Raw genomic sequence first — 25,871 nt, 5'->3', positions numbered from 1 at the left:
GCACCACTGGCAACACGCATCGCACGAACGCACCGCGGTGCGCATGGTGCACCCTACGGGATCGCTGGCCCCACGACGGCCAGCGATGCGCTGTTTATACTCGCGCTCTGCCCTTCGACCGGAGCGCCCGACGATGCCCTTTGCCGAAAACCTGATCGCCTTCACCCTTGCCGCCACGCTGCTGACCCTGACACCGGGGATCGACACTGCGCTGGTGTTGCGTACCGCAGCGGTCGAGGGCCGGCAGCAGGCGTTTCGCGCAGCGCTGGGCATCAATGCCGGCTGCCTGATCTGGGGCGCGGCGGTAGCCTTCGGCCTGGGCGCGCTGCTGGCAGTTTCCGAGTTCGGTTACAACCTGCTCAAGTACTGCGGCGCGGCCTATCTGGCCTGGCTCGGGCTGAACATGCTGCTGCGCCCGCGTACCTCGCTCGCGCCGCAACAGGCCAGCGGCAAACCTGGCGCCAACTGGTTCGTGCGTGGCCTGCTGGGCAATGTGCTCAACCCCAAGGTGGGGATCTTCTACGTTTCATTCCTGCCGCAGTTCATTCCGCAGGCGCAGCCCCTGATCGCCTGGACCTTCGGTTTGGTGGGCATTCACGTGGTGCTCAGCCTGGCCTGGGCGCTGCTGCTGATCGGTGCTACCCAGCCACTCGGTCACTGGCTGCGGCGCGAAGCGGTGATCAAGTGGATGGATCGCAGCACCGGTCTGATCTTCATGCTGTTTGCCGCGCGCCTGGCATTGAGCCGGCGCTGAGTGTGCTTCGGCGTTATCGGCTTCTCGTGTTCAGGCGGTGACGATGGATCGGTTTCAGGAAATGAAGGTGCTGCTGGCGGTCACCGAAGCCGAGAGCTTCGCCGGCGGCGCCAAGCTGCTGGGTATTTCACCGCCCAGCGTGACCCGCGCCGTTGCTGCGCTGGAGGCACGCCTGGGCACGCTGTTGCTGGCGCGCAGCACGCGTAGCCTGCGCCTGACCGAGGCCGGCCAGCGCTATGTCGAGGATTGCCGACGCATCCTGCTGGAGCTGGAGGAGGCTGAGGAACTGGCCGCCGGTGGCAGCGTGCGGCCGCGTGGGCGGCTCACCGTGACGGCGCCAGTGATGTTCGGCGAACTGTTCCTGATCCCGCGTATCGCCCAGTACCTCGATACCTACCCGGATGTGGAAATCAACGCGCTGCTTGTCGATCGCGTGGTGAACATGATGGAGGAGGGCATCGACGTTGCCGTGCGCATCGGCTCGCTGCCCGAGGGCGATCACCCGGCATTGCAGGTCGGGCAGATTCGCCCGGTGGTGTGTGCATCGCCCGCCTTTCTCGACCGGGTAGGTCGGCCGCAGCATCCGGATGAGTTGCGCGATGCGCCCATCGTCATGTCCAGTGCCAGCGGTCTGCTGACGCACTGGAACTTCGTTGGCGCCGATGGCGGGTTCGGTTTCACCCCTGCGCCACGTTTCACCGTCAGCTCCAACCAGGCGGCAATCGGCGCCGCGCGCCTGGGCTGGGGCTATACACGCGTGCTGTCCTACCAGGTCGCCGATGCGGTAGCACGCGGTGAGATCGAACTGGTGCTTGAAACCTTCGAACCGCCGGCCTTGCCGGTGCACATCATTCACCAGGGCGGCCGGCAGGTGTCGGCCAAGGTGCGCACCTTCATCGACCAGTGCGCCGCGAGCTTTCGTGCCGACCCGGCGCTGCGTGCTGCCGGTGCTCCACCGGCAGCATGAATCATCATCGCGAGATGCAGGTGTTCCTCGCCGTGGCGCAGGCGGGCAGCCTGGCGGCAGCGGCCAGGGCGCTGCAGCTGTCGCAGGCCACGGTGATGCGCACCGTGACGGCGCTGGAAAGCCGCCTGGACGCTAGCCTGCTGCTGCGAGGGCCTCGCGGCGTGAGCCTGAGCCCGGCAGGTGCGGCGTTTGCCGACAGTTGCCAGCGCATTCTGCAACGGCTGGACGAGGCCGAGCGCTCCGTGACCGGCCTGCACGCCAACCCTGCCGGACAGTTGACCCTGGCCCTGCCACTGTTGATGACGCACCAGGTGCTGATGCCCATCGCCGTCGAGTATCTGGCGGCATTTCCCGAGGTGAGCCTGGCGACCCTGGCGCGCGAAGAACTGCCGAGGTTGCTGGAGGAGGGCATCGACCTATCCGTGGTAGTCGGGCACCTGCCCAATTCGTCCGGTTTCGCCGTACCGCTGGGACAGGTGCGCCCGCTGATCTGCGCGGCACCGGTCTATCTGCAGCGCTGGGGCCGACCGGCCAGCCCGGACGCTCTCGCGGCGCACCGCACCATCGCCACCTCCTCGACCGGCCACGTGGGTGAGTGGCGCTTTGCGCAGGAAACCGTGAAGGTCGCGCCACGGCTGACCTGCAGCACGCCGCAGGCCGCCATTCGTGCGGCGCTCGCGGGTTTCGGGCTGACTCGCTGCCTAAGTTACGAAGCCCATCATGAGTTACAGGCGGGGCAACTGCTGGCCGTGCTTGAGGATTTTGCCGCGCCGCCCTTGCCGGTGCAGCTGTATTACCGCGAGGGGCGCCGTGCTGCCGCGCGGGTGCGCAGTTTCCTCGACTTCGCTGTGCCGCGGCTGCGCACCCACCCAGCCTTTCAGGTTTGAGGTCATTGCAGAAAGTGAAATAGTGGATTGCCTTGAGTGGGGATTCTTCTCCAGGTTGGATGGGGCGAACATGACCCCATCGTCGCGAAGCCCGGTTATCTCGCGGAGACCAACCCCCTCTCAAGGAGTCATCGCCATGTCCCGTCCCGCCATCAAACTGTACAACTTTCCCCGCTCCGGTCACGCCCACCGTGCCGAGCTGATGCTGTTGCTGTTGCAGCTGCCCACCGAGCTGATCTTCGTCGACCTGGCCAAGGGCGAGCACAAGACCCCGGAGTTCCTCGCCCTCAACCCCTTCGGCCAGGTGCCGGTGATCGATGACGGCGGCACCGTCGTCGCCGACTCCAACGCCATCCTCCTCTACCTGGCCAAGCGCTACGGCAATGATGATTGGCTGCCGCAGGAGCCGGCCGCTGCGGCCCGTGTGCAGCGCTGGCTGTCCGTCGCCGCCGGTCCGGTGGCCTTCGGCCCCGCTGCAGCGCGCCTGGTCACCGTGTTCGGCTACTCGTTCAACGCCGAAGAAGTGATCAACCGCGCTCATGCGCTGTTCACCGTGATGGAAGGCGAGCTGAGCGAAACCCCATTTCTGACCGGCGATAAACCGAGCATTGCCGACGTCGCCAACTACTCGTATATCGCCCATGCGCCGGAGGGCAATGTGTCGCTGGAGCCCTACCCGAACATTCGCGCCTGGCTGGCACGCATCGAGGCGCTGCCGGGTTTCGTGCCGATGCCGCGTACCGCTGCCGGCCTGCAAGCCTGAGTCACTGACCGTCGCCGGGATCGCCCGGCGGCCGCTTTCGTGGAGGGCAGAACATGCAACAGCTTCCCAGCCATCGGCAGTCGCCCTGGCACGCCGGTGAAAGACAACTGCAGGAAAAGGTCGGCGTTGCCGAGCGCATGGAGGTGCTCGGGCAGAAGGTGATCCGCGACCATATGCCGGATCAGCATCGCGAGTTCTTCCACCAGTTGCCGTTCATGATCGCCGCTGCCGTCGATGGTTCGGGACAACCCTGGGCCACCCTGATCGAAGGCGAGGAGGGCTTCGTCACCTCGCCCGACTCGCGTCAGCTGTCGTTCGATCTGGCCGCCATGGCGCTCGATCCGCTCGACCCGGCCAGCAGTGGCCTGCATGCGGGCGAGGCCATTGGCCTGCTCGGCATCGAGCTGCACACACGGCGGCGCAATCGCATCAACGGGCAGATTCGCCAGGCTTCGGCACAACGCCTGGAGATCGCCGTGGAGCATTCCTACGGCAATTGCCCGCAGTACATCCAGCTGCGCCAGTACCGCCGTGTGTCCGAGCGGGGCGGCGAGCGCTTGGATTCAACGGAGCTGGATGCACGCACTCGTGCGCTGATCGAAGGCGCCGACACCTTCTTCGTCGCCAGTTACGTCGAACACGACGATGGTCGTCGTTCGGTGGATGTTTCCCACCGGGGCGGCCGAGCGGGTTTCGTACGAGTGGAGGGCAATCGCCTGACCATTCCCGATTACGCCGGCAACCTGTTCTTCAATACCCTGGGCAACCTCCGCGTTAACCCGCGCGCCGGCCTGTTGTTCGTCGATTTCGCCACGGGCGATGTGCTGCAGTTGGGTGGCCGCGCCGAGATCATCCTCGACAGCCCGTTGATCAAAGTCTTCGAGGGCGCCGAGCGGCTGTGGACGTTCGACGTCGAGCAGGTGGTGCTACGCCCCGCGGCGACCTCGTTGCGATGGGCCTTCGAGGAATATGCACCGACCAGCCTGATGACCGGCACTTGGGCGGAAACCGCCGCGCGCCTGCGCGAGCGTGAGCAGCGCAATCAGTGGCAGCGCTGGCGTGTGCAGAGCCTGCAGCAGGAGAGTGCCGATATTCGCTCGTTCGTGCTGGCGCCGGAAACGGGCGCCGCCCCGAATTTCGCTGCCGGTCAGCACCTGCCCATTCGCATCACCACCGCTGCGGGCGAAACCCTGCTGCGCACCTACAGCCTGTCCAGTGCGCCGTCGGACGGTCAGCTGCGCATCAGCGTCAAGGCGCAGGGCGTGGTGTCGCGGCATCTGCACGAACAGGTTCAGGTGGGTGATGTGCTGGACGTGCGCCCGCCATTGGGGAGCTTCATCCTGAACAGCGAAAGCCGCCGGCCGCTGGTGCTGATCGGCGCCGGTGTCGGTATCACGCCGCTATTGTCGATGCTGCGTGAACAGGTGGCGCTGGGGCAGGGCAGGCGCATTCATTTCTTTCAGGGTGCGCGCACGCTGCGTGATCTGCCCTTCCAGGCCGAGCTGCACGAGCTGGTGCAGCGCGCGGGCGGCCTGTTGCAGGTGCACCGCGCCCTCAGCGCGCCGGAGGCTGACGCTGTAGTGGGCCGCGACTACGAGCAGCAGGGACGTATCGGCCTGGCGCAGATCAAGGCGGCACTGTCGTTCGACGATTACGACTTCTACCTGTGCGGCCCCGCCGCCTTTACCCAGGCGATTTACGATGGCCTGCGCGATCTCAATGTCGCCGATGAGCGCATCCATGCCGAGGCGTTCGGCCCCTCGACGCTCACGCGCCGTACCGATGGCCAGGTGACGGCCCTCGAGCAGCCGCCCGCCGCGAGCGAACCGGTGCCGGTGCATTTCAGCGCTTCGAGCAAGGAGGCGCGCTGGACGCCGGACAGCGGCAGCCTGCTGGAGCTGGCTGAAAGCCGTGGTCTGACGCCCGAGTTCAGTTGCCGCGGCGGTTCCTGCGGCACCTGCAAGACGCGCCTGGTCAGCGGGCAGGTGCACTATCCCAACCCTCCGTCCGAATTGCCACAGGACGGCGGTGTGTTGATCTGCTGCGCGGTGCCGGCACAGGGCGAGGATGGTGTGCAACCTCTGGTGCTTGATCTGTAAGAGGGCTGGGAAATGAGCATTCGACCCTACGCCCGTTACGCCTGGCCTGATGCCGAATCGAGTGATTCGCGCATCGCCCTCAGGGCGCATGACTACGTGGAAATCGAGCCGGGCTATCTGACGTCGAAGCTGTTGCACGGATGTGAGGTGCCGGTGGGCAGTTCAGGCGGCGCCGGGCTCTGGCGGAGGCTTAGCGTTATTGCGGGGGAGGTTGGCGTGCTGGCGATATCGGTGTTCGGGCGCAGTGAGCAATGCGGTGAAGCTGTTGCCGTTTCGCGCGAAACGGCAACAGCCTCTGCTTACCCTTGCGCTTGCGCGTCTTCCAGCGCTTTGCGGTAGGCGTTGGCTTCGTCCTGCGACGGGAAGATGCCTACCAGCTCTCCATTCTGAAGCACATCCCAGACCACCGTCCCCATGGCGCGGGCCTCACGGGAAAGATGTTCGCTGTCACGTTCATGCACGATCACGTTCATGCTGTCTCCTCGAAATGCGGATGCGGCGTTATGTCGCACTTCGTTTATACGCCTCGTTAGCAAGCTAATTAAACCGCTGGTTTGGCAAAGGACTGTTCCTTTTATGCAACGAACAACGTGATTTTTGTTGTGTCGTTTCCTGTTCGGGACGTTTTGAATTATCTTGAAATATTTGGCGGTGATTAGGCACCGAAAACACCGTTTCCGGTCCCCCCGGATTACTGACGCCCATGCTGCTGGCGATATTGCGCAGGTGTCAGCCCGGTCAGTGCCTTGAACATGCGCCGCAGATTGGCCGGGCTGCTGAAACCCAGATCAGCGCTCAGCGTACCGAGAGGCGTCGAGGTCATGGCCAGGCGTTCACTGAGCTGATAGAGCTTGATGCGCCTGGCGTAGCTCGCCACGGCCTCGCCGGTTTCCGCCCGCACCTTGCGCGCCAGGGTGCGCTCGGACATCGCCAGCCTGTCGGCCAGGCTCTGCACGGTCAGCTGTTCGGCAGGCGTCTGCTCGATCAAGGTATGCAGGCGCCGCAACAGCCCCGCCGGTTGCTGCATCAGGCTGGCGCCCTGAAATGCACTGTGGGGCACAGCCGGGCGGGGTAGCACCATCAACTGGCTGAGGTCCTTGAACACGTCCTCGCTGACATGACGCTCGATGACTCCCTGAGCGATGGGCAGGTAACCGTTCACCCCGGAGGCGGTGGCCACGCGCTGGGCGAACACGCAACTGCTCTCGCTTTGCCAGCGAACCCGGGGGAAGCGCTCACGCATCACGTCCGCCAGCCACCAGGTTACCGTCGCTGCCTGACCGTTGAGTCGACCGCTGGCCGCGAGCAGGCCGACACCCGTGCAGTAACTCCATAGCTGGATGCGCTTGCCGGCGGCCGAAAGCGCCTTGATCAGCGTGGCATTGCGCGTCAGCAGCGTATCGACCTGCTCTGCCGACTCAGCCCAGAAACCGGGGACCAGCACGGCATCCAGCGTGCGTGGGTCGAGGCCAGTGTGCGCCTGCAGTACAGGGCCATGGGCGCACTGCACCGGCCCGGCCTGCTCGGCGATATAACGAACCTCGAACAGTGCTGTTGCGCTCCGGCGATTGGCGGCATGCAGCAAATCGGCAAAAGCCAGCAGCCCGGCAGGCATGCACTCGGGAAACAGCAGCAAACCAATGCGCATTGGATGGCCTGAAATGAATCAAAGATGTCCAATACTGCCATTATTGTTCCTGGGGCGGATAGGCAGCATGGAGCTCTCAGAACTCGAGGGCTTTTCATGAAAATCCGGCAACTGCGCAACGCCACCATCATCGTCGAATTCGGTCAGCATCGAGTGCTGGTCGACCCCATGCTGGCCCGGCGGGACGCGTTGCCGCCGCTGCGTCTGTTCGGCGCCCGCCAGCGCAACCCGCTGGTGGAGCTGCCAAACGGCGCCTGGGCCGAGCTTGAGTCGGTCACCCATTGCCTGATCACGCATTGCCAGAAAGGGCATTTCGACCATCTGGATCGTACCGGTACCCGCTGGCTACGCGAGCGACAGATTCCGGTGATCTGCACCCCGCATGATGCCGACCATCTGCGCCAGCGTGGCCTGAATGTCCAGCCATTGTTGCCGGAGCATGATCTCCCCGGTCCCTTTCTTGGCGGACGCATCCGTACCGTCCGCTGCACTCACGGTCGGGGAGTCGTCGGGCGCCTGATGGAGCACGGTGTCGGTTTTCTGATCGAGATTCCGGGTGAGCCGAGCCTCTACTTGGCCGGCGACACCCTGCTTACCGACGAGGTGCGCGCTTGTGTGCGCGAGCACCGGCCAGCCGTGTCTGTGGTGCCGGCAGGTGGCGCGCGTTTCGACCTGGGCGGCGACATCATCATGGGCATCGACGAGGTGATCGAGTTCACCCGGTTGAGCGGCGCGGCTGTGGTGGCCAATCATCTGGAAGCCATCAGTCACTGTCCGGTCAGCCGCGTGGCGCTGGCCGAAGCCGCTGCCCGCGCACAGGTCGAGCTGCTGATTCCGCAGGATGGTGAGGTGCTGGCTTTCTGAGTATCAGTGGCGTCGCTGCATCCAGCGCCGATATCGGCGAGCGCTGAATATGTCCTGCACTTGCTGGGTCAACAGTGCCCATGAGGGGGCTACGCCGGGCTGGGTGCCTTGGCCCTGGCTCAACTTGCGCAACTGATATTTGACCAGTGCCATGTTGGCCAGAGAGGCCAGCACCTTATTGTTCCAGGTGATCGGCGGCAGCTGGGGAGCGCTGCCGAGGCCGAGCTGCCAGTCACGCGGCAGGTTCGGGTCGATGGCCAGGGCCGTGCCGATGCCGACCATCTCGATGCCGCTGGTCAGCACTTCCTGCGCCACCGCTGCACGGCGGATGCCGCCGGTGACCATGATCGGCATGCTCGCCACGGCACGAATCTCGCGGGCGAACTCCAGGAAGTAGGCTTCGCGCGCCAGGGTACGGCCGTCGCGGGCCTGCCCCTGCATGGCTGGCGCTTCGTAGCTGCCACCGGACAACTCGACCAGGTCCACGCCCTGGCCGTCGAGCAGGCGCACCACCTGCTGTGCGTCGTCGGCGCTGAAGCCGCCACGCTGGAAGTCGGCCGAGTTGAGTTTGACCGCCACGGCGAAACCGGGCACCACCGCAGCACGCACCGCCTTGACGATTTCCAGCAGCAGGCGCGCGCGGTTCTCCAGCGAGCCGCCCCACTGGTCACTGCGCAGGTTGCTCAAGGGGGAGAGGAACTGGCTGAGCAGGTAGCCATGCGCGGCGTGGATTTGCACACCGTTGAAACCTGCGCGTTCGGCGAGCTGTGCCGTGTGGGCGAAGCGCTGGATCACTTCAGCGATCATTGTTTCGTTCATCGCCAGCGGCGTGGCGAAACGCTTGGACAGGTTGCCCAGCTCCAACGGCACCGCAGAGGGTGCCCAGGTCGGCTGGCCCAGGTTGGCTTGCATCTGCCGGCCGGGATGGTTGATCTGCAGCCAGAACTGCGCGCCTTTGGCACGGCCGACAGAAGCCCAGCGCTCGAACCTGGCCAGCTGCGCTTCGTCTTCCAGCACCACGCCACCGGGGCCGGTCATGGCGCGGCTGTCGACCATCACGTTGCCGGAAATCAGCAGGCCGGCGCCGCCCTCGGCCCAGCCTTGGTAAAGGCGCATCAGGTGCTCGGATGGCGCGTGCTCGCTATCCGCCATGTTCTCTTCCATCGCCGCCTTGGCGAGGCGGTTGGGGATGATCGAGCCATTGGGCAGGACAAGGGGATCGAACAGGGTCATGGGTGCTTCCTCGGCTGAAGACGCGCTGACCTTAACTTTAAAGTTCACTTTAATGTCAACGGGCGTTTGTTCTCGCTTCGGCATGTTACCGCTTTGAAACAATCTACTTGATTCGACTGCTTGACCTTGAAGTTCTATTTAACCTTAGGGTTGCCGCGTCTGCCCTTCGGAGACCTTCCGAGGAGCAGGGAGCCTATGAATTCCTCAACGCGGATAAGAACGATGAAGCAGATTGCCGAGCTTACTAAACGTCTAAGACGCCAGCGCACTGCGGTGCTGGCCGGGATGATCTTCAACCTCGTGGCCATGCCCGCTTGGGCACAGGAGGCCGATGCGCACGCTGCCACGGTCGATATCGCCGGCCATTCGGTGCCGGTGGAAGCGGGCGGGCTTTACCACCGTTTCCACTCCAATCCCCCGCTGTCTGTGATCGCGGACGAGGCGCCGGATATCGATCTCAGCTGGTTCCGCGGCCTGAAGAAAACCAAGGTGGACATGGGCTTTGAGTCTTACTCGCCGAACTTCTATTACCGCAACACACGCGTCACCGCGGTATTCACCGCCGACCTCGACAGGCTTCGCGAGCTGATGCCGGCGCAGGTGCTGGAGCAGGTGCAGCCGCTGCAGATCTGGCCTGGCCGCGGGCTGGTCGCCTTTACCGCCTACGCCTATCACTACTGCGACAATGACAGCTACAACGAAATTGCCCTGTCCATCGTGACCAACAGGCCCGGCAATGCCAACCTGGGCCCCATCAGTCTGGTCGGGCAGTCGCTGTCCAAGGACTTCTGGGGGTACGTGCTCAAGCTGCCGGTCAACACCGAGCTGGCGCGCGTGCGTGGTGTGGTCGGTTACAACCTGCCGAAGTGGCTGACGCCCATCGATTATCGCGAGACCGACAAGAGTCTCGTCTTCGAGATCGCCGACGGCGACACCGGCAAGCTTGACGTTACCTTCGAGGTGGAGAAACTCGCTGATGCATCTACCGAACCTGAGTTGGTGACCAACAGCTTCACCAATATCGGACACGATGGTGAGCTTGCTTTCGGCTACGCCGTTTCCCGGCAGATGCGCCATGCAGCGAGCTCGGACGGGCAGAAGGTGAGCCTGGCGCTCGGCGCGGGCAGCCTGTCGACCTACATCGAGTCGCTGAAGCTGGGCAAGATGATCAGGTATGAATACGTGCCGGACTTTCAGAGCGCGCTCTACGCGCCCAAGCCGTTGGCACAGATGTCGCGCTGAACCGGTGAGCAGCGGCCATTCGCTGGCTGAACAGGCCGCTCCTGCAAACGGCGGCCTTATCTGCGCTTGCTGCCCGTGCGCCTGGTTGGCTTGTTCGGCTCGCCCAGGTTCATCTTGGCCAGCACTCGCCTGGCGTTGGCCGCGCAATCGAGGTCGTCCGGTTTGCTCTCGATCTCGTCGATCAGCGCCAGCAGGTGGCCCTTGCTCTGCGCCAAGCGCTCCTCCAGCGCCTCGATGTCGTTCACCTTGGCGTGCAGGGTGTCGAGCAGCTTGCCATGCTGCCACTGCGCCAGATCCTGCGGCAGCAGTGTGCGCAGCTCGTCCAGGCTAAAGCCGGCCTGCTGCGCGGTAGTGATCAGGTTGAGCACCAGCACTGCCTGTTCTGGATAGCTGCGGTAACCGTTGGCCTGGCGCTCCGCCAGCCTGAGCAGGCCGATGCTTTCGTAGAAACGAATACGTGAGGCTGCCAGCCCGGTACGCTTTGCCAATTCACCAATTTTCATCGCTGTTGTCTTCGCCAAAGGCTGTAAACCTGTAGCTTAACTTTAAGCTTTGGGCCCGAGCCAGGCATGGTCGGCGCCGACGACAATTTATGGCGAATGCCTCCGGCAGCCCGTGCTTGTTGGCGTCTATGCTTGTCTGACTCATGGCCAGGCTCCACCGGCCAGCAATGACCCGTTCATCAGGCAGACCCTTTGAAGCGTTCGAGATTTACCGCGGCCCTGTTTTGCCTGCTACTCAGCCCTCTGGCTAGCGCTGAACGCTATCGAGTGATCACCGAAGAGTGGGCGCCTTACAACTATGCGGAAGGCGGCCAGCTCACCGGCATGTCCACGGAAATCGTGCGGGCGATCATGGCCTTGACCGGCGACGAGTTCGAAATCGTCTTGCAGCCAAGCATGCGCACTACCCGCACGCTGCGGACCCAACCTCGGACCATCATGTATTCGCTGTTTCGCACGCAGGAGCGCGAGCCGTTGTACAAGTGGGTGGGACCGATCGTGGAGGAGTCCATTCATCCCTATCAGTTGGCCAATGCGCCGCGGCCGATAACGTCTCTGGAACAGCTGCTGCGTGCTCCGCGCATCACCACGCGGCACGCAGGCCTGGTGCCGAGCATGCTGGAGTCGATGGGCTTCAACAACCTCGACAAGAGCGCAGTGGAAAGCCAGCAGCTCTACAGCATGCTGCTGGCCGGTCGTACCGAGGTGATAGTGGGCGATACCGATGCCGGCGTGGCCTACTACAGCCGCCAGCTCGGCATCGCGCCCGGTATGCTGCGTCCAATCCCCATCGAGCTGTATCGGTCCTCGCTGTACATCGCCTTCAGCCGTGACAGTGACGATGCGCTGGTTGCCGCCTGGAGCGAGGCGCTCGAACAACTGCGGCGCTCCGGCGAGTTGGCACGTATCCAGCAGCATTACGAGAGGCGATAGGCCCTGAGCGGCTCATTTGGCTCTGCTCGCAAAAGGCGATAAGAGCGTTATCGGCCAGAGCCACGCCGCTTCGCATCAACGCGCGATCGTCGCTCTGGCCCTGCACGTACAGACTCTTGCCGACAGGTCCTGCGTGACTGCATACAATGTGCACCTGATCATTTCCAGCCATGCACATGGCCACCCCTACGAGGAACCGCCCCATGGCCTCCGCAGACAAACAGAAGAAGCGTGCCCAGCGGGCCAAGACCAAGGCCAGGCAGAACCGCATGGGCAAGCCCAGGCCGGAGGCCAATGTCGTCCATCCGATCCTGGCCAACCCGCTGATCGACGAGCCGTTCGATGATGTCGAGATCGACCTCAGCACCTTCGATTTCAAGGACATCGAAGAGAACGGCTTCGACCCGGCGCATTTCGATGATCTGTTCCAGACGATGAAGGCTGCGGAGGGCATCAGCCTGCTCGCCCTGTGCCTGGTGTTCTTGCAATATCCGGTGCTGGAACTGGTGGTCGCCGAGGAATCCGAGGACGCCGCGACCGATTTCATGATGGGCCTGCTGATCGTCTATCGCGCCATCTTCCACGAGGACGACGAAGACGCGGCAGTGGCCTGGATCAGCAGCGAAGCCTTCCAGAGCGCCTACAACGAGGCCTCGGTGATCCTTCAGAAGAAGAACGCCCGCGCCTGAACGGTCGATCAGCCCTTCAGCGCTGCCTCGATCCTGGCGATGTCGATCTTGCCCATGGTCATCATTGCCTCGAAGGCGCGCCTGGCCGCTGCACGGTCCGGGCTCGCAATGGCAGCGCTGAGAATACGCGGCGTGATCTGCCATGAGATGCCCCATTTGTCCCTGCACCAGCCGCATTCACTGGCCTGGCCGCCGTTGTCGATGATCGCGTGCCAGAGGCGGTCCGTCTCGGCCTGATCGTCGGTGGCGACCTGGAAGGAGAACGCCTCGCTGTGCCGGAACGCCGGGCCGCCGTTGAGGCCGAGGCAGGGGATGCCCATCACCTTGAACTCGACCGTCAGCACATCGCCGCGCTGGCCGGATGGGTAGTCGCCGGGCGCATGATGCACGGCCAGCACGGCACTGTCGGGGAAGGTTTCGGCGTAGAAGGTTGCAGCCTCCAGCGCGTCGCGGTCGTACCAGAGGCATATGGTGTTCTTGCTGGTCATCCTCAATCTCCTCGCCGGGGTGATTCAGCAGTCTAGACCGGAGTCGCGGGGCAGGCCGCGTCAGCGACAGGTTCAGGCCCTGTCGCCGACTGGGCCTGGCATCTCAGCGAGAAGGGCGCTCGCCGATCACTGTGGTACGGAACATTTCACGTCGCATGCCGTGATAGTCCGATACGGGCATGTGCCATGTGCTGCGGTTGTCCCAGATCGCCAATGTGCCCTGGCGCCATTGCATGCGGCAGGTGAAGGCAGGGGACACCGCCAGGTTGAACAGATACTCGAGCAACGGTTGCGCCTCCGCTGCCCGCAGTCCTTCGATGCCGCAGGTATAGGCCGGGTTGATGAACAGGATCTTCTTGCCGGTTTCCGGATGGCGGATCACCAGCGGATGGTTGCGGGCCTCGCCGGAGGTGTCCTGGCCATAACGTATCTGCATGTTCTCCAGCAGTGCGTTGTGATTGGCGTTGGCACCATAGGCGCGTTCCGGGCTGTGCTGTGCGTCGAGCCTTTCGAGCAAGGCCTGCATGCCGGGGGAGAGCCACTCGTAGGCGAGTGCCATGTTCGCAAAGCAGGTATCGCCGCCATACTTTGGAACATCGTGTCCATAGAGCAGGGTGAAGGCCGGCGGCCGTTCCTGAAAGGTCCAGTCGGTATGCCAGGCCCCACCGAACACGAAGGGTGCCTTCTCACTCGCTTCCTTGACGACGTGTACCACATGCGGATGTTCCTGCATGCAGGTGACGTAAGGCTCGCGGCCAAACTCGCCGAACTGCGTGGTCACTCGCTCCAGATCGCTTACGCCCAGAGATTGCCCCTGAATGAACAGCACCTTGTGTCGCAGCAAGGCCTGGCGCAACTCGGCGTAGCCTTCCGCGCTCAGGGCGCGCAGATCGATGCCTTCGACATATGCGCCCAATGCGCCAGTGGCAGGTATGGCGCAAAAATGCTGGTAGTGAGTGTGCGGGTTGGCGCTGGGCAACGTGTAGATAAATTCGCTCATTTTGTTGTTGTCTCCGCGATCGAGGTGATAACAGCATGGGTTGAGCGATTGGCAGGCTCCATGATAATTACTGCCATTTCATGATCTCTGCTGCCACGATTCGCGCGGCGCCAGCGAGCTGAGGGCCTGCAAAATGGACTGGCGACAGAAACGTTCGGTGACTGGCGTTCGCTACTTGCTGGAGACGGCACAGGCAGAAGGCGTGGCGAAGGACGTCTGCTTGAAAGGCAGCGCCATCGCCTCGCTCGATCTGCAGGCCAGCGCCGCGCAGATCGAGGCCTGGCAGGAGCTTGCAGTCATTCGCAACCTGCTCGAGCACAGTCGCCGCCCTGGCTTGGGCTTCATCACCGGCAGCCGTTACCACCTGACATCCCTTGGCGTGCTCGGTTTCACCATGCTGGCGAGCCGAACGCTGATCGAGGCGTTCAACTCGTTCAGCCGATTCCAGTTGATGGCGTTGACCCTTTGCCCCACCCGCCTGGAACACGAACGGCGTGGTACCTGGCTGCTGTTCGACGCCAGCGTTCTGCCCAGAGACGCCTGCGCTTTCGTCGTCGAACGTGGTATTGCCGCTTGCCTGAGCATCAGTTCGGAGTTGCTGAAACGCCAGGTGATCCCGCTGGCCGTGGAAATGACCGCGCCTGAGGCATTTGGCGCTTGGCACCCATCGTTCCCCTGCGTGCCGACTCGTTCAGCCAGACGTGATGGCGTCCTGTTCTCCAGCGAGGACTTGCACAGCCCATTGCCGCAGGCGCATATCGATGCGCGGCTCGAAGGCGAGCAGTTGTGTGAATTGCAATGTCAGGAAATATCCCACCAGTTACATAAGTCGCCCACCGCGCGGCAGGTGCAACGGGTGTTGATCGGGCAGTCCGGCCAGTTGCTTCCATGCCGCATCGTGGCCGAACGCCTGGGCATTTCCGAGCGCACCCTGCACCGTCGGCTGGCAATCGAGGGACATGCGTTCCAGCAGTTGAACGAACAGATCAAGAAACAGCTCGCCAAGCGTTTGCTGGCTGATTCGCGCCTTGATCTGCACACCATCGCGCAGCGCCTGGGCTATGCCGAGGCGGCCAGCTTTTCCAGGGCGTTCAGCCGCTGGACCGGCTACCCGCCGAGTCGCTGGCAGCGCCACAGCGAGGAGCCATGAGCGCTTCACGAGCGATCAGCCGGGCCCTCCACGTCCAGGCGATTGGCATGATCCAACAGGCTTTTCAGATCACGCAGCTCGATGGTTCTGTAGCCCTGCACCACTAGCCCCAGGCCCTCCAGCCTGGCGAGCGCGGCATTGATGCTCTGGCGGGTAGTGCCCATCATCTGCGCGAGATGCTCCTGGGAAACATTGAGCTGCAAGGACGGGGTTTGCGTGCGCGATCCGAAACCCTGCGCCATCAGCCACAGCCGCCTGGCGAGCCGATGATGCAGTGCCCCGGGCTCGCCGATCACCTGATAGGCCACCCGAAGCTTGTTGATGCTCAGGCGGGCGATGTCTCGCCAATGCCTGGGATTGTGGTCCAGCCATTGGGTGAAGGGCTGCATGGGAACACAAAGAATCCGCGTATCCACGTCAGCGATTGCATCCCGAATGTAGGGCCGGCCATCGATCAGGGAAATGTCGCCGAACCAGTGGCAGGGCTCCAGATAGACCAACAGCGAAGGGGTGCCGTCATGCAGCGAGCTGCTGAGCCGCACAGCCCCTTCGATCACGCAGAAAAGGGCGTGTCGAGCGAATTCGCCTTCCCGGTAAAGGGCTTCTCCAGCGGCATAATCGTGCATCTTCGCATCGCGAATCAGTGCGCGCTTTAGCTCAATCGCGCAGGACGAAAACCACTCATCCTTCTCCAGTACAGCCAGCAGTGAATCGGTATCTGATGGTGTGTCCATGCTCGGATTCAAAATTCAAGTTTTTGACAGACTGCCATCTTCGCTGCTCCTAGCCTAGTGCTCGCCAATAACAAAAAGCGCCTCGCAGACGGGAGTGGCATCTATGTTGAATCACAGCGAGTTCACTGGAAAAACCGTATTCGTCGCCGGCGGTACCAGCGGTATCAACCTGGGAATAGCCAAGGCCTTCGCCGCGTCGGGTGCGCGTGTGGCGGTCTTCAGCCGCTCGCCCGAGCGAGTCGACAGCGCGCTTGCCAGCTTGCGTGCCCTGGGCGCCGAGGCGCTGGGCTTTAGCGGTGATGTCCGCGATAGCGGCAGCGTTCAGGAAGCGCTATCCGGAACCTGCGAAACCTGGGGCAGCATCGATGTGCTTTGCTCCGGCGCAGCCGGCAACTTCGTGGCGCCAGCGGCGGCCATGTCGGTGAACGGCTTCAAGAGCGTGATGGATATCGACCTGCTCGGCAGCTTTCACGTACTGCGCGCGGCTTATCCGTTCCTGACCCGTCCCGGCGCCTCGGTCATCAATATCTCTGCCCCTCAGGCCTCCATCGCCACGCCTTTGCAAGCGCACGTCTGTGCAGCGAAAGCCGGCCTCGACATGCTCACGCGCGTGCTGGCCATGGAGTGGGGGCCTGAGGGTATCCGCGTCAATTCCATCGTCCCCGGTCCTATCGACGGCACGGAAGGGATGGCGCGACTGACGCCGACGTCCGAGGCGCGGGATGCAGTCATTCGCAACCTTCCGCTGCGCCGCTACGGCGACATCGAATCGGTGGCCAAGGTCGCGGTCATGCTCAGTTCCTCGGTGTGCGACTACGTGACAGGCGTCGTGTTGCCTGTCGATGGCGGCGCATCGCTCGCTGGCCCTGGGTTGTTTGGCTCTCCTGCCTGAGCCTGCAGTCCGACTTCTGCTCCACCCAACCAGGAAAACAATAATGAAAACTGCAGCCGATTCCAGCTACAAACGCGCGCTCGCGCGCGGCGATCTCGCAGCGAAAATGGATGCCATCGTCATGGGTTCCGGCGCCGGAGGCCTGACGGCTGCCGCGCTGCTGGCTCTCGAGGGCAAGAAGGTGCTGGTGCTGGAGCGCCATGCGGTCATCGGCGGTTGCCTGCAGGTCTTCAGGCGCCCCGGATTCGAGTGGGATGTGGGGTTGCACTACGTCGGCGAAGTTCATCGCGCCGGCACCCTGCGCAACCTGTTCGACAAGGTCACCCGCGGTGAGCTCAAGTGGCAGAAGATGCCCGACCTCTATAACAAGATCGCGATAGGCGACGAAATATTCGAGTACTACGCAGGCAGCGCTGCCTTCAAGGAGCGGCTGAAGGAATACTTCCCCGAAGAAGCGCACGCCATCGATCGTTACATCGAGCTGGTCAACGAGGCCAGTCGCCCCGCAGGTGAGTTCCTGGCCGTACGGGCGATGCCAGGCTCCTTTGCGGACAAGGCGTTCGAGCAGGTCGCCCCGCGCTTCATGCCGCTGGCTGAGCAAACCACGCTGGAGGTCCTGCGTTCGATCACCCGCAACGAGAAGCTGATCGCCGTGCTTTGCGGCCATTTCGGTGACTACGCCAGTTTGCCGAGTGTCGCCTCGTTCTCGGTACATGCCGCCGTCATTCGCCACTACCTCGATGGAGCGAGTTATCCCATCGGCGGCTCGCAAGTCATCGCTGACCTGATATCGGAAACCATCCGCAGTGCCGGCGGCATGGTGCTGGCTGGGGCCGATGTGGTCGGTGTCGTCGAGCATGATGGCAAGGTGGTCGGTGTGCGCATGGCGGGTGGTGAAATACTCGAGGCGCCGCAGGTCATCAGCGGCATCGGTATCCGCCAGACGCTGAACATGCTCACCAGCGCGAACCCGGAGATCGAGCAGCTCAACGCCAGGGCGCAGGCCATGCCCAGCACGCTGCCAGCGATCGTGCTCAACGTGGGCCTCGATGCCAGCAATGCCGACCTGGATGTCGGCCCCGCCAACATCTGGATTCACCAGAGCGCGAGGCAGAGCGAGGACTGGCAGCACTACATTCAGGACACGGCTCGGCGTCCGATGCCGCTGCATTTCATCTCGCAGCCGTCAGCTAAAGATCCAAGCTGGCCGCTGCGCTATCCCGGCCGCAGCACGATGGATATCTGCAGCTTTACCGACTGGAACCTGTGGCAGCCGTTTACCGGTACGCAATGGAAGCACCGGGGTGACGAGTACGAGGACCTCAAGGCCCGCCTCTCCGAGGAAATGCTCCAGCAGGTCTATCGTTTCTACCCGAAGGCGCAGGGGCACGTCGTCCATGCGGAGCTGGCCACGCCGGTGAGTTTCAATGACTTTCTGGGCCGCACGCGTGGCGATTTCATGTCCTTCGCGCCGACGCCCGAGCGCTATCAACAGCGTTGGACCCGTGCCTTCAGCCCGGTCAAAGGTTTGCTTTTCACCGGGCAGGATGTCGCCATGGGCGGCGTCAGCGGTGCCATGGTCGGCGGCTTGCTGGCCGCATCGGCGGCACTTGGCCGTGACCTGTTCCGTGAGCTGCGAGAGCTCGCCTGATTCCTTCAACCGACTATCGCCATTTGGAGAATAACCATGATCAGAATGACCGTTTCCTACCCGCCCCACGAAGGCTTCCAGTTCGATCATCACTACTACCAGTCAACGCACGCGCAGTTGATCAGGGACCGGCTCGGCGCTCACGGCCTGGTAAAGCTGGAGATCGATCAAACCTTACCTGAGCCAGGCGGCAAGCTGCCTGCGAGCGTTGCGGCAGCGCACATGTTCTTCGCCGACGTCGACAGCTTCAAGGCGGCAATGGCCGCTGAAGGCAAGGTGCTCGGTGCCGACCGCACCAACTACACCGATATCGTCCCGGTTGTGGTCATCAGCCAAGTCATCCAGTGATTCGGGAGGCCGTGCCTTGAACGGATTGATGCAGGACAAGCCGCTGCTCATTTCATCGCTGCTGGAGCACGCGGAGCGTTACAGTGCAGGGGTCGAAGTGGTATCGCGCCGTGTCGAGGGCGACATTCATCGATACACCTGGGCGGATGTTGCCCAGCGTTCTCGGCAGCTGGCCATGGTGCTCGATGACTGGGATCTGCCTGCGGGCAGCCGGGTCGCGAGCATCGCCTGGAATGGCTATCGCCATCTGGAGCTGTACTACGGCATCAGCGGCTCGCAGCGTGTGCTGCATACCATCAATCCACGTCTGCATGCCTCGCAGGTGGCCTGGATGCTGGAGCATGCCGAAGACGAAGTGGTGTTCTTCGATGCCAGCTTCATTGACCTGGTCCGTACCCTGCAGCCGCTGGTCCGCCGTGTTCGTCACTGGGTGCTGTTGGGTGATCAGGCTGCGCTCGAACGCCTCGAAGACATGCCGGAGGTCGTCAGTTACGAGTCGTTGCTGGCGAAGCACAGTGGTCAATACGCTTGGCCGCAGTTCGATGAGTTGGCGGCTTCGAGCCTGTGTTACACCAGCGGCACTACCGGCAACCCGAAAGGCGCGCTCTATTCTCATCGCTCGACCGTGCTGCACAGCATGATTCTCAGCACGCCCAGTGCATTGGGTATCGGTCCTCAGGATGTGGTGATGCCGGTAGTGCCGATGTTCCATGTCAATGGCTGGGGCACGCCCTACTGTACGGCGATGGCCGGTTGCAAACTGGTGTTGCCCGGCCCGGCGCTGGACGGGCAATCGGTGTACGAGCTGATCGAGCAGGAGTCGGTGACGCTGGCGCTGGGCGTGCCAACGGTCTGGCAGATGCTGCTCGATCACGTCGATGCCCGGCAGGGGAGCTTTTCCTCATTGAGAAAAACCACCATCGGTGGAGCGGCCTGTTCTCCGAGCATGCAGAAGCACTTCGAGGACCGCTACGGCGTCGAAGTGATTCACGCCTGGGGCATGACCGAAATGTCGCCTCTGGGCACGGCCTCCGCGCTGATGGCGGAGCACTCGAGTCTGAGCCGTGAGGAGCAGCAACGGCTTCGTCTGAAGCAAGGTCGTCCGGTGTTCGGGATCGACCTGCGCATCGTCGATGACCAGGGCGTCGTACAGCCGTGGAACGGAACGAATTGCGGCCACCTGCAAGTCAAGGGGCACTGGGTTATCAGCGCCTATTTCAAGGACGACTGCGAGCAGCGTCTGGACGATGGCTGGTTCGCCACCGGCGACGTTGCCACGCTCGACGCCAACGCCTACCTGCAGCTCACCGACCGCAGCAAGGATGTGGTCAAGTCAGGCGGAGAATGGCTCTCGACCATCGATATCGAAAATATCGCCATGAACCACCCGGCGGTCGCGATGGCCGCGGCGTTGGGCTGCCGCACCCGAAATGGGGAGAGCGCCCCATCGTGCTCGTCGTCAGGCGCAAGGACGCAGTCGTCAGCAGAGAGGAGGTGCTTGGTCTTTATGAAGGAAAACTGGCGAAGTGGCAGACCCCGGATGACGTCGTGTTCGTCGATAACATCCCGCTTGGCGCGACCGGGAAAATGCTGAAAACCGAGCTGCGCAAGGTGCTGGAGGACTACGCGCTTCCCGACACCGCCAGTGACAACCGCTAGGCGCTCGCCTGGCTCCCCCTCAGTGGCGCTTCAGTACGCCAGCATTACTGGGCATTCCGAGAATAATTCATGCTTGATTTTTCGTACTCCAACCCAACGCGCATCCACTTCGGCAAGAGCAAGCTGTCGAAGCTGAATCAGGAAATACCCGCCGACGCCAGAGTCATGCTGCTCTACGGCGGCGGCAGCGTGATCAGGAATGGCACGCTGGCAGAGGTGCGGCAGACGTTGGGAGAGCGCTACCTCAGCGATTTTGGCGGTATCGAACCCAACCCGAGCTATGAGCGACTCAGCCTGGCCGTTGAACAGGCCAAGGCCGAGGATATTTCCTATGTCCTGGCCGTGGGCGGCGGGTCGGTGATCGACGCTGCCAAGTACATTGCGGCAGCCGCCTGCATGGCGGCGGACGGCTGGGCCATTCTCGAAAGCGGCGGCCGCTGCATCACCCGCACGCTCCCCGTAGGCGTGGTGCTGACCCTGGCGGCAACGGGCTCGGAAATGAACAACAGCGCCGTTGTCACGCGCTTGTCGACCCACGACAAGATTCCCTTTGCCAGTCGCCACTGTTTCCCGGCGTTCGCGATTCTCGACCCGACCCGGACCATCAGCGTACCTGCTCGTCAGGTCGGCAACGGCGTGGTCGATGCGTTCGTCCATGTCATCGAGCAGTACCTGACATACCCCGTCAATGCCCATGTCCAGGATCGTTTCGCCGAAGGCTTGCTGCTGACTCTGGTCGAGCTGGGACCGCTGGCCCTGAGCGAGCCGGAGAACTACGAGGTACGGGCCAACCTCATGTGGGCCGCCAGCCTCGCGCTGAACGGCCTGATCGGTGCAGGTGTACCGCAGGACTGGTCAACGCACATGATCGGCCATGAGCTCACCGCTGTGCATGGCCTCGACCATGCGCAGACCCTGGCCGTGGTCTTGCCCGCCATGCTCAGTGTGCGCCGCCAGGAAAAGTCGCAGAAACTGCTGCAGTACGCCGAGCGAGTTTGGGACCTTCGCGGAGGCTCGCGGGAGTAGCGAATCGAGCAGGCCATCGCCCTCACGCGCGATTTCTTCGAGCAGATGGGCGTTGCGACACGCCTGAGCAGTTATGGTATTGATGCCGGCGGTATACCCAAGCTGCTCGAACAGCTGGAACGCCACGGCATGGTCGCGTTGGGTGAGCGTCGGGAAATAACCTTGCCGATAAGTGCCAAAGTGCTGGAACAGTGCTTGTAGCACCTGGTGAGATCACCGCTCCTGGGGCGATCGACTGGTTGCAGCAACAGCCCCTGAGTCGACTTTCGGAGAGACAGACGCGTGCATACTGAATCAATCGTCTCCGGCATTCCGGTGTACATCGACGGTGAAAGCCCCGACATCATCGTGATGCTGCACGGCTGGCCGGATAGCCATGAAATATGGGCACGACAGGTTCAGCATTTCAAGCGCACGCATCGATGCGTGAGATTTACCTTGCCCGGCTTCGATGACCCGAAGACGCGGGGTTTTTCTATCAGCGAGATAACCGGGCTGATCCTGCGTGTCGTGAATCAGGTCAGTCCCAACGGCAGGGTCACGCTCATGCTGCATGACTGGGGGTGCCTGTTCGGGTTTCACTTCGCTGCCACTCACCCGCACAAAGTGGCGCGAATCGTTGCCGTCGATGTGGGGGATGCCAGCTCACCGGCATTCAAACGCGGGCTGAGCCTGCGAGCCAAATGGATGATTTTTGCCTATCAGATGCCCCTGGCGCTGACGTGGTACCTGCAGGGTCCGGTAGGCGATTACCTGGCACGTGCGACCGCGAAATATCTGCGTTGCAAGACCGACCCGGCCAGCATCCATGCGGGTATGAGCTATCCCTATGCCATGCGCTGGATGGGCGCGCGCGGAGGATTGAAAAACCTTATGGGTCCGACCCAATTGGCGTGTCCCATCTTTTACGCGTACGGAAGCTACAAGCCATTTCAGTTTCAATCCGAACAATGGCTGCAGACATTGAGCACGAGCCCAGGCTGCAAGGTCGTGCTCTTCAAATCCTCCCACTGGGTGATGGTGGATTGTGCGGAGGGCTTCAATCGGGCCGTATCCGATTGGCTTGCACCGCAGGAGTGCGAGGGGCCTAGCTCACCCAGCGCTGCCTGGCCCAGCCACTGAACGCATCGACTGCCAGCACCAGCAGGAGCATGGCCAGGATCACGGTGGCGGCCTGGGCTTCCTGGAACAGGCTGAGCGACATGTAGAGCATCTGCCCGAGGCCGCCGGCGCCGACGAAGCCGAGCACGCTGGCCATGCGGATGTTGTTCTCCCAGCGATACAGGGTGTAGGCCACCAGTTGCGGCCAGACGCCGGGCAGGGTGCCGTAGCAGAAAGCGAGCATGCGCCCGCCCCCGCTTTCGCGGATTGCGTCGGCTGGCTCGCGCGGAGTGTTCTCCAGGGCCTCGGCGAATAGCCGGCCAAGCACGCCGGCTGTGTGCAGGGCCAGTGCCAGGGTGCCGGCGTTGGGGCCGAGGCCGGCGGCCAGCACCATCAGCGCCGCCCAGACCAGTTCAGGAATGGCGCGCAGGGCATTGAGCAGCAGGCGTGTGAGGTGCAGGGCGACACCGCCGAAGCGCCCGGCGGCCGGTAGCGCCAGGGCCAGGCCTAGCAGGGCGGCGAGCAATGTGCCGATGGCGGACATGGCCAGGGTTTCCAGCGCGCCGCGGCCGATGGCGTGCAGGTGCATGGCGGAGAAATCCGGGTGCAGGAAACCGCTGGCGTACTGGCTCATCTGCGCCAGGCTGTCGCCAGCGACCAGGGCACCGAGGTCGATGCCCAGGTAGAGGAACGAGGCGATCACCGCGCCGAGGAGGGCGGCGAACAGGATCAGATTGCCGGCTCTCATGTCAGCCTCGCGCGCAGCAGGCGGCTGAACTGGTCGGCCAGCAGTACCAGCAGCAGGAAGGTGAGCAGCATGCTCGCCACTTCCCCGCCGGCGAACATGCGCAGTGACAGGTCGATCTGTTGGCCCAGCCCGCCGGCACCGACGAAGCCCATCACCACCGAGGCGCGGATGGCACATTCCCAGCGGTATACGGTGTAGGAGAGCATTTCCCCGGCGGCATTGGGCAGCACGCCGTAGGTGAAGGCCGCCAACCGGCTGCTACCGGCACCCAGTAGCGCGCGGGTGGGGCGAGCATCCACCGACTCGAAGATTTCCGCATACACCTTGCCGAGCATGCCGGCGTAGGTGATGGCGATGGCCAGCACGCCGGCAGTGGGGCCGAGGCCGACGGCGCGGACGAATAGCAGCGCCCAGACGATTTCCGGCACGCTGCGCAGGAAGATCAGTAGGCCACGTACCGGCCAACGCGCCAGTTGCGCCCACCAGGCCGGGCGGCCGCCACGGTGCACGGCCGACAACGACAGCGCGCGCGTCGCCAGCAGTGCGGCTGGAATGGCGATCAGCAGGGCCAGACTCATGCCGGCGGTGGCGATGGCCAGGGTTTCCAGGGTGGCGCGGCCGAGCAGGGCGAGGAATTCGCCATCATGCGCAGGCGGCCAGAAACCGGCGAGGAAGTTGCCCATGGCGCGGGTGTTGTCGCCATCGACCAGCACGGCCAGGTCCAGCTCGCTCAAGCTGATGCCCGGCCACAAAAACAGCAGCGCCAGCGCGGTGATCAGCAGGCGTGGCAGGGCGGCGGGGTCGCGTGGGGCGGTGGTCAGCATCGCGGGATGTGCGTCGGTTGCGGCTGTACGGGCGAGCTGGGCGTGGCCTGCAGCTGCTCGTTGGCGTACAGCGCGTGCAACTGCTCGGGCTGTACCTCAATGGCCGGCAGGTCGAAGGCGATACGCCCATCGCGAATGCCAACGATGCGGGGAAAGTGCGCTAGGGCCAGGTCGACGGCATGCAGGCTGGCCAGCAGGGTCATACCGCGTTCGGCAGCCTCGTTGTTGAGCACGGCCAGGGTATGGCCGGCCAGCACCGGGTCCATGGCCGAGACCGGTTCGTCGGCGAGGATCAGCTCCGGCGCCTGGTACAGCACTCGGGCGATGCCGACTCGCTGCAACTGACCGCCAGAGAGCTGGTCGCAGCGCTGGTAGAGCTTGTCGGCGATATCCAGGCGCGCCAGGGCTGCCTGGGCGCCGCCGGCATCCAGCGGGTGCAGCAGGTTGATCAGGCCCTTGGCCAATGACCACTGGCCGAGCTTGCCGGCCAGCACGGCGGTGACCACGCGCTGACGTGGTGGCAGCGGTGGCGCCTGGTGAATCAGGCCGATGCGTGCGCGCAGACGCTGGCGCTGGCGGGCAGGCAGGCGCCAGGGGTTGTGCTGCAGCAGGTCGATCTCGCCGCGGGTGGGTTGCAGGCTGGTAGCGAGCAGACGCAGCAGGGTCGTCTTGCCGGCGCCGGAGGGGCCGATAATGGCCACCCGTTCGCCGGGACTTACCTGCAGATCGATGTTTTCCAGCGCGACCTTGCCGTTGGCGTGGGCCAGGCCCACGCCACGCAGGGCGATGCTCACTTCAAGAGGCCAGCGGCGCGCGCGGCTTCTTCGATGCCTTCGTAGTTTTCAGGCTTGGTCTCGATGAAGCGGCTGGCGGCCTGCAGGTCGAGAATTGCCTTCTGCTCGGGCTTGGCCGGGTCGAGGGCGAGGAAGGCGGCCTTGATCTTCGCCTGCAGGTCGGCATCGAGGTTGCCGCGCACGGTCCAGTTGTAGTCGTAGTAAGTCGGGGTGGTGGCGAAGACCTTGACCTTGTCGGTATCGACTTTGCCGCCATCGACCAGCTTCTGCCATACGGATGCATTGAGCACGCCGGCGTCGGCCTTGCCGGCTTGCACCCAGGCTGCGGTGGCGTCGTGAGCGCCGGAATAGGCCACGCGGCTGAAGAAGTCTTCCGGCTTGATGCCGTCCTGCAGCATGAAGTAGCGCGGCATCAGGCTGCCGGAGGTGGAGGACACTGAGCCGAAGGCGAAGGTCTTGCCTTTCAGATCCTGCAGCGATTTCACTGCCGGGTCGGAGGTGATGAATTTGCTGGTGAACTCGGCGTCCTGTTCACGCTGTACCAGAGGCACGGCGTTGCCGGTCTTCAGGTGCGCCTGGACGAAGGTGAAGCCGCCCAGCCAGGCCATGTCGATACGGTCGGCCGCCAGCGCCTCGACCACGGCGGCGTAGTCGGCCACCGGCACGAACTCGACCTTCATGCCCAGTTCCTGCTCCAGGTAGGCACCCAGCGGCTTGAACTTGCGCAGCAGTTCGGTGGGGGCTTCGTCGGGGATGGCCGAGACCTTGAGGACGTCGGCGGCTTGCGCAAATACAGCGGATACGGACAGGGCGATGCCGGCGGCGAGCGCCAGGGTGTTCTTGAACATGTCGGATTCTCCGGTTCAATAGCGGG

General features: G+C 63.4%; 27 protein-coding genes and 1 pseudogene. 17 read left to right on the top strand and 11 right to left on the bottom strand.

Going from position 1 to position 25,871, the window contains the following annotated elements; translation table 11 throughout:
* Positions 1-133: 133 nt before the first annotated feature.
* The 5 genes from B3P22_RS10000 to B3P22_RS09980 all read left to right on the top strand — a co-directional run bounded on the left by B3P22_RS10000 (position 134) and on the right by B3P22_RS09980 (position 5,470).
* On the top strand, positions 134-754 hold the full coding sequence (locus tag B3P22_RS10000; protein WP_296270863.1) for a LysE family translocator: 621 nt from the start codon (positions 134-136) through the stop codon (positions 752-754).
* Positions 755-797: 43 nt separating this feature from the next.
* Complete coding sequence (locus tag B3P22_RS09995; RefSeq protein WP_296270862.1) at positions 798-1,721, top strand: LysR family transcriptional regulator; 924 nt, start codon at positions 798-800, stop codon at positions 1,719-1,721.
* Positions 1,718-2,608 (top strand): LysR substrate-binding domain-containing protein, encoded by an 891-nt coding sequence (locus B3P22_RS09990; RefSeq protein WP_296270861.1) that lies wholly within the window; start codon positions 1,718-1,720, stop codon positions 2,606-2,608. The genes B3P22_RS09995 and B3P22_RS09990 overlap by 4 nt, the downstream gene beginning before the upstream one ends.
* Positions 2,609-2,744: 136 nt before the next feature.
* Positions 2,745-3,371: a glutathione S-transferase family protein gene (locus B3P22_RS09985; RefSeq protein WP_296270860.1), complete on the top strand. Its 627-nt coding sequence runs from the start codon at positions 2,745-2,747 to the stop codon at positions 3,369-3,371.
* A 53-nt stretch (positions 3,372-3,424) separates the two neighbouring features.
* On the top strand, positions 3,425-5,470 hold the full coding sequence (locus B3P22_RS09980; RefSeq protein ID WP_296270859.1) for a pyridoxamine 5'-phosphate oxidase family protein: 2,046 nt from the start codon (positions 3,425-3,427) through the stop codon (positions 5,468-5,470).
* Between the two features lie 299 nt (positions 5,471-5,769).
* On the opposite strand, the gene B3P22_RS09975 is transcribed toward B3P22_RS09980, so the two are convergent.
* Together B3P22_RS09975 and B3P22_RS09970 are read right to left on the bottom strand one after the other, a co-directional pair.
* Positions 5,770-5,943, bottom strand: coding sequence for a hypothetical protein (locus tag B3P22_RS09975; RefSeq protein ID WP_197856145.1), 174 nt, complete (start codon positions 5,941-5,943; stop codon positions 5,770-5,772).
* Between the two features lie 218 nt (positions 5,944-6,161).
* Positions 6,162-7,118: a GlxA family transcriptional regulator gene (locus B3P22_RS09970; protein ID WP_296270858.1), complete on the bottom strand. Its 957-nt coding sequence runs from the start codon at positions 7,116-7,118 to the stop codon at positions 6,162-6,164.
* 96 nt (positions 7,119-7,214) lie between these two features.
* On the opposite strand from B3P22_RS09970, the gene B3P22_RS09965 reads away from it, so the two are divergent.
* Entirely contained in the window at positions 7,215-7,982 is a 768-nt protein-coding gene (locus tag B3P22_RS09965; RefSeq protein ID WP_296270857.1) for an MBL fold metallo-hydrolase, read from the top strand.
* 3 nt (positions 7,983-7,985) lie between these two features.
* On the opposite strand, the gene B3P22_RS09960 is transcribed toward B3P22_RS09965, so the two are convergent.
* Positions 7,986-9,215 carry an NADH:flavin oxidoreductase/NADH oxidase family protein gene (locus B3P22_RS09960; RefSeq protein WP_296270856.1) on the bottom strand — a complete coding sequence of 410 codons (1,230 nt, stop codon included), beginning with the start codon at positions 9,213-9,215 and terminating at the stop codon, positions 7,986-7,988.
* A gap of 222 nt (positions 9,216-9,437) precedes the next feature.
* Here B3P22_RS09960 and B3P22_RS09955 point away from each other — a divergent pair, with 222 nt between their 5' ends.
* Positions 9,438-10,457, top strand: a complete 1,020-nt coding sequence (locus B3P22_RS09955) for an acetoacetate decarboxylase (ADC) (RefSeq protein ID WP_275545813.1) — start codon at positions 9,438-9,440, stop codon at positions 10,455-10,457.
* 56 nt (positions 10,458-10,513) lie between these two features.
* On the opposite strand, the gene B3P22_RS09950 is transcribed toward B3P22_RS09955, so the two are convergent.
* Complete coding sequence (locus tag B3P22_RS09950; RefSeq protein ID WP_275545812.1) at positions 10,514-10,960, bottom strand: MerR family transcriptional regulator; 447 nt, start codon at positions 10,958-10,960, stop codon at positions 10,514-10,516.
* Positions 10,961-11,152: 192 nt separating this feature from the next.
* Between B3P22_RS09950 and B3P22_RS09945 the strand changes: the two genes are divergently transcribed.
* A complete protein-coding gene (locus tag B3P22_RS09945) occupies positions 11,153-11,893 on the top strand; it encodes a substrate-binding periplasmic protein (protein ID WP_296270855.1) in 741 nt (246 codons plus the stop codon).
* Between the two features lie 203 nt (positions 11,894-12,096).
* Positions 12,097-12,582: a hypothetical protein gene (locus B3P22_RS09940; RefSeq protein WP_296270854.1), complete on the top strand. Its 486-nt coding sequence runs from the start codon at positions 12,097-12,099 to the stop codon at positions 12,580-12,582.
* 8 nt (positions 12,583-12,590) lie between these two features.
* On the opposite strand, the gene B3P22_RS09935 is transcribed toward B3P22_RS09940, so the two are convergent.
* Positions 12,591-13,070 (bottom strand): VOC family protein, encoded by a 480-nt coding sequence (locus B3P22_RS09935; protein ID WP_197856139.1) that lies wholly within the window; start codon positions 13,068-13,070, stop codon positions 12,591-12,593.
* A 103-nt stretch (positions 13,071-13,173) separates the two neighbouring features.
* Complete coding sequence (locus tag B3P22_RS09930; RefSeq protein ID WP_275545809.1) at positions 13,174-14,070, bottom strand: TauD/TfdA dioxygenase family protein; 897 nt, start codon at positions 14,068-14,070, stop codon at positions 13,174-13,176.
* 157 nt (positions 14,071-14,227) lie between these two features.
* On the opposite strand from B3P22_RS09930, the gene B3P22_RS09925 reads away from it, so the two are divergent.
* The gene (locus B3P22_RS09925) at positions 14,228-15,220 is read left to right on the top strand and encodes an AraC family transcriptional regulator (RefSeq protein ID WP_296270853.1); all 993 of its coding nucleotides are present in this window, start codon (positions 14,228-14,230) and stop codon (positions 15,218-15,220) included.
* 5 nt (positions 15,221-15,225) lie between these two features.
* Here the strand turns inward: B3P22_RS09925 and B3P22_RS09920 are convergent, their stop codons facing one another.
* Positions 15,226-15,966, bottom strand: a complete 741-nt coding sequence (locus tag B3P22_RS09920) for a Crp/Fnr family transcriptional regulator (protein WP_296270852.1) — start codon at positions 15,964-15,966, stop codon at positions 15,226-15,228.
* A 91-nt stretch (positions 15,967-16,057) separates the two neighbouring features.
* On the opposite strand from B3P22_RS09920, the gene B3P22_RS09915 reads away from it, so the two are divergent.
* The 7 genes and pseudogenes from B3P22_RS09915 to B3P22_RS09885 all read left to right on the top strand — a co-directional run bounded on the left by B3P22_RS09915 (position 16,058) and on the right by B3P22_RS09885 (position 22,652).
* Positions 16,058-16,846: an SDR family oxidoreductase gene (locus tag B3P22_RS09915; protein ID WP_296270851.1), complete on the top strand. Its 789-nt coding sequence runs from the start codon at positions 16,058-16,060 to the stop codon at positions 16,844-16,846.
* Positions 16,847-16,889: 43 nt separating this feature from the next.
* Positions 16,890-18,497 (top strand): phytoene desaturase family protein, encoded by a 1,608-nt coding sequence (locus B3P22_RS09910; RefSeq protein ID WP_296270850.1) that lies wholly within the window; start codon positions 16,890-16,892, stop codon positions 18,495-18,497.
* Positions 18,498-18,533: 36 nt separating this feature from the next.
* Complete coding sequence (locus B3P22_RS09905) at positions 18,534-18,845, top strand: EthD family reductase (protein ID WP_296270849.1); 312 nt, start codon at positions 18,534-18,536, stop codon at positions 18,843-18,845.
* A gap of 28 nt (positions 18,846-18,873) precedes the next feature.
* Positions 18,874-20,004 (top strand): annotated as a pseudogene (locus tag B3P22_RS09900) (AMP-binding protein); the annotation flags it as partial.
* A 185-nt stretch (positions 20,005-20,189) separates the two neighbouring features.
* Positions 20,190-20,504, top strand: coding sequence for an AMP-binding enzyme (locus B3P22_RS09895; protein WP_296270848.1), 315 nt, complete (start codon positions 20,190-20,192; stop codon positions 20,502-20,504).
* Positions 20,505-20,573: 69 nt separating this feature from the next.
* Positions 20,574-21,530, top strand: coding sequence for an iron-containing alcohol dehydrogenase (locus tag B3P22_RS09890; protein ID WP_349681632.1), 957 nt, complete (start codon positions 20,574-20,576; stop codon positions 21,528-21,530).
* 282 nt (positions 21,531-21,812) lie between these two features.
* Positions 21,813-22,652 carry an alpha/beta fold hydrolase gene (locus B3P22_RS09885; RefSeq protein WP_296270847.1) on the top strand — a complete coding sequence of 280 codons (840 nt, stop codon included), beginning with the start codon at positions 21,813-21,815 and terminating at the stop codon, positions 22,650-22,652.
* Here the strand turns inward: B3P22_RS09885 and phnE are convergent.
* From phnE to B3P22_RS09865, 4 genes are read right to left on the bottom strand one after another with little or no spacing between them, the layout of a single operon-like run.
* A complete protein-coding gene (phnE, locus tag B3P22_RS09880; protein WP_296270846.1) occupies positions 22,618-23,379 on the bottom strand; it encodes a phosphonate ABC transporter, permease protein PhnE in 762 nt (253 codons plus the stop codon). The genes B3P22_RS09885 and phnE overlap by 35 nt on opposite strands.
* Positions 23,376-24,203, bottom strand: coding sequence for a PhnE/PtxC family ABC transporter permease (locus B3P22_RS09875; RefSeq protein WP_296270845.1), 828 nt, complete (start codon positions 24,201-24,203; stop codon positions 23,376-23,378). Before B3P22_RS09875 ends, phnE begins: the two co-directional genes overlap by 4 nt.
* Complete coding sequence (locus tag B3P22_RS09870; RefSeq protein ID WP_296270844.1) at positions 24,197-24,997, bottom strand: phosphonate ABC transporter ATP-binding protein; 801 nt, start codon at positions 24,995-24,997, stop codon at positions 24,197-24,199. The genes B3P22_RS09875 and B3P22_RS09870 overlap by 7 nt, the downstream gene beginning before the upstream one ends.
* Positions 24,994-25,845, bottom strand: coding sequence for a putative selenate ABC transporter substrate-binding protein (locus B3P22_RS09865; protein ID WP_197856127.1), 852 nt, complete (start codon positions 25,843-25,845; stop codon positions 24,994-24,996). Before B3P22_RS09865 ends, B3P22_RS09870 begins: the two co-directional genes overlap by 4 nt.
* Positions 25,846-25,871 lie beyond the last annotated feature (26 nt).

Origin of the sequence: Pseudomonas sp. UBA6323 (assembly GCF_002439135.1) — a bacterium.
Classification (GTDB): domain Bacteria; phylum Pseudomonadota; class Gammaproteobacteria; order Pseudomonadales; family Pseudomonadaceae; genus Aquipseudomonas.
Note: the sequence above shows the minus strand (reverse complement) of the source record. Positions and strands in the feature narration are given on the sequence as shown.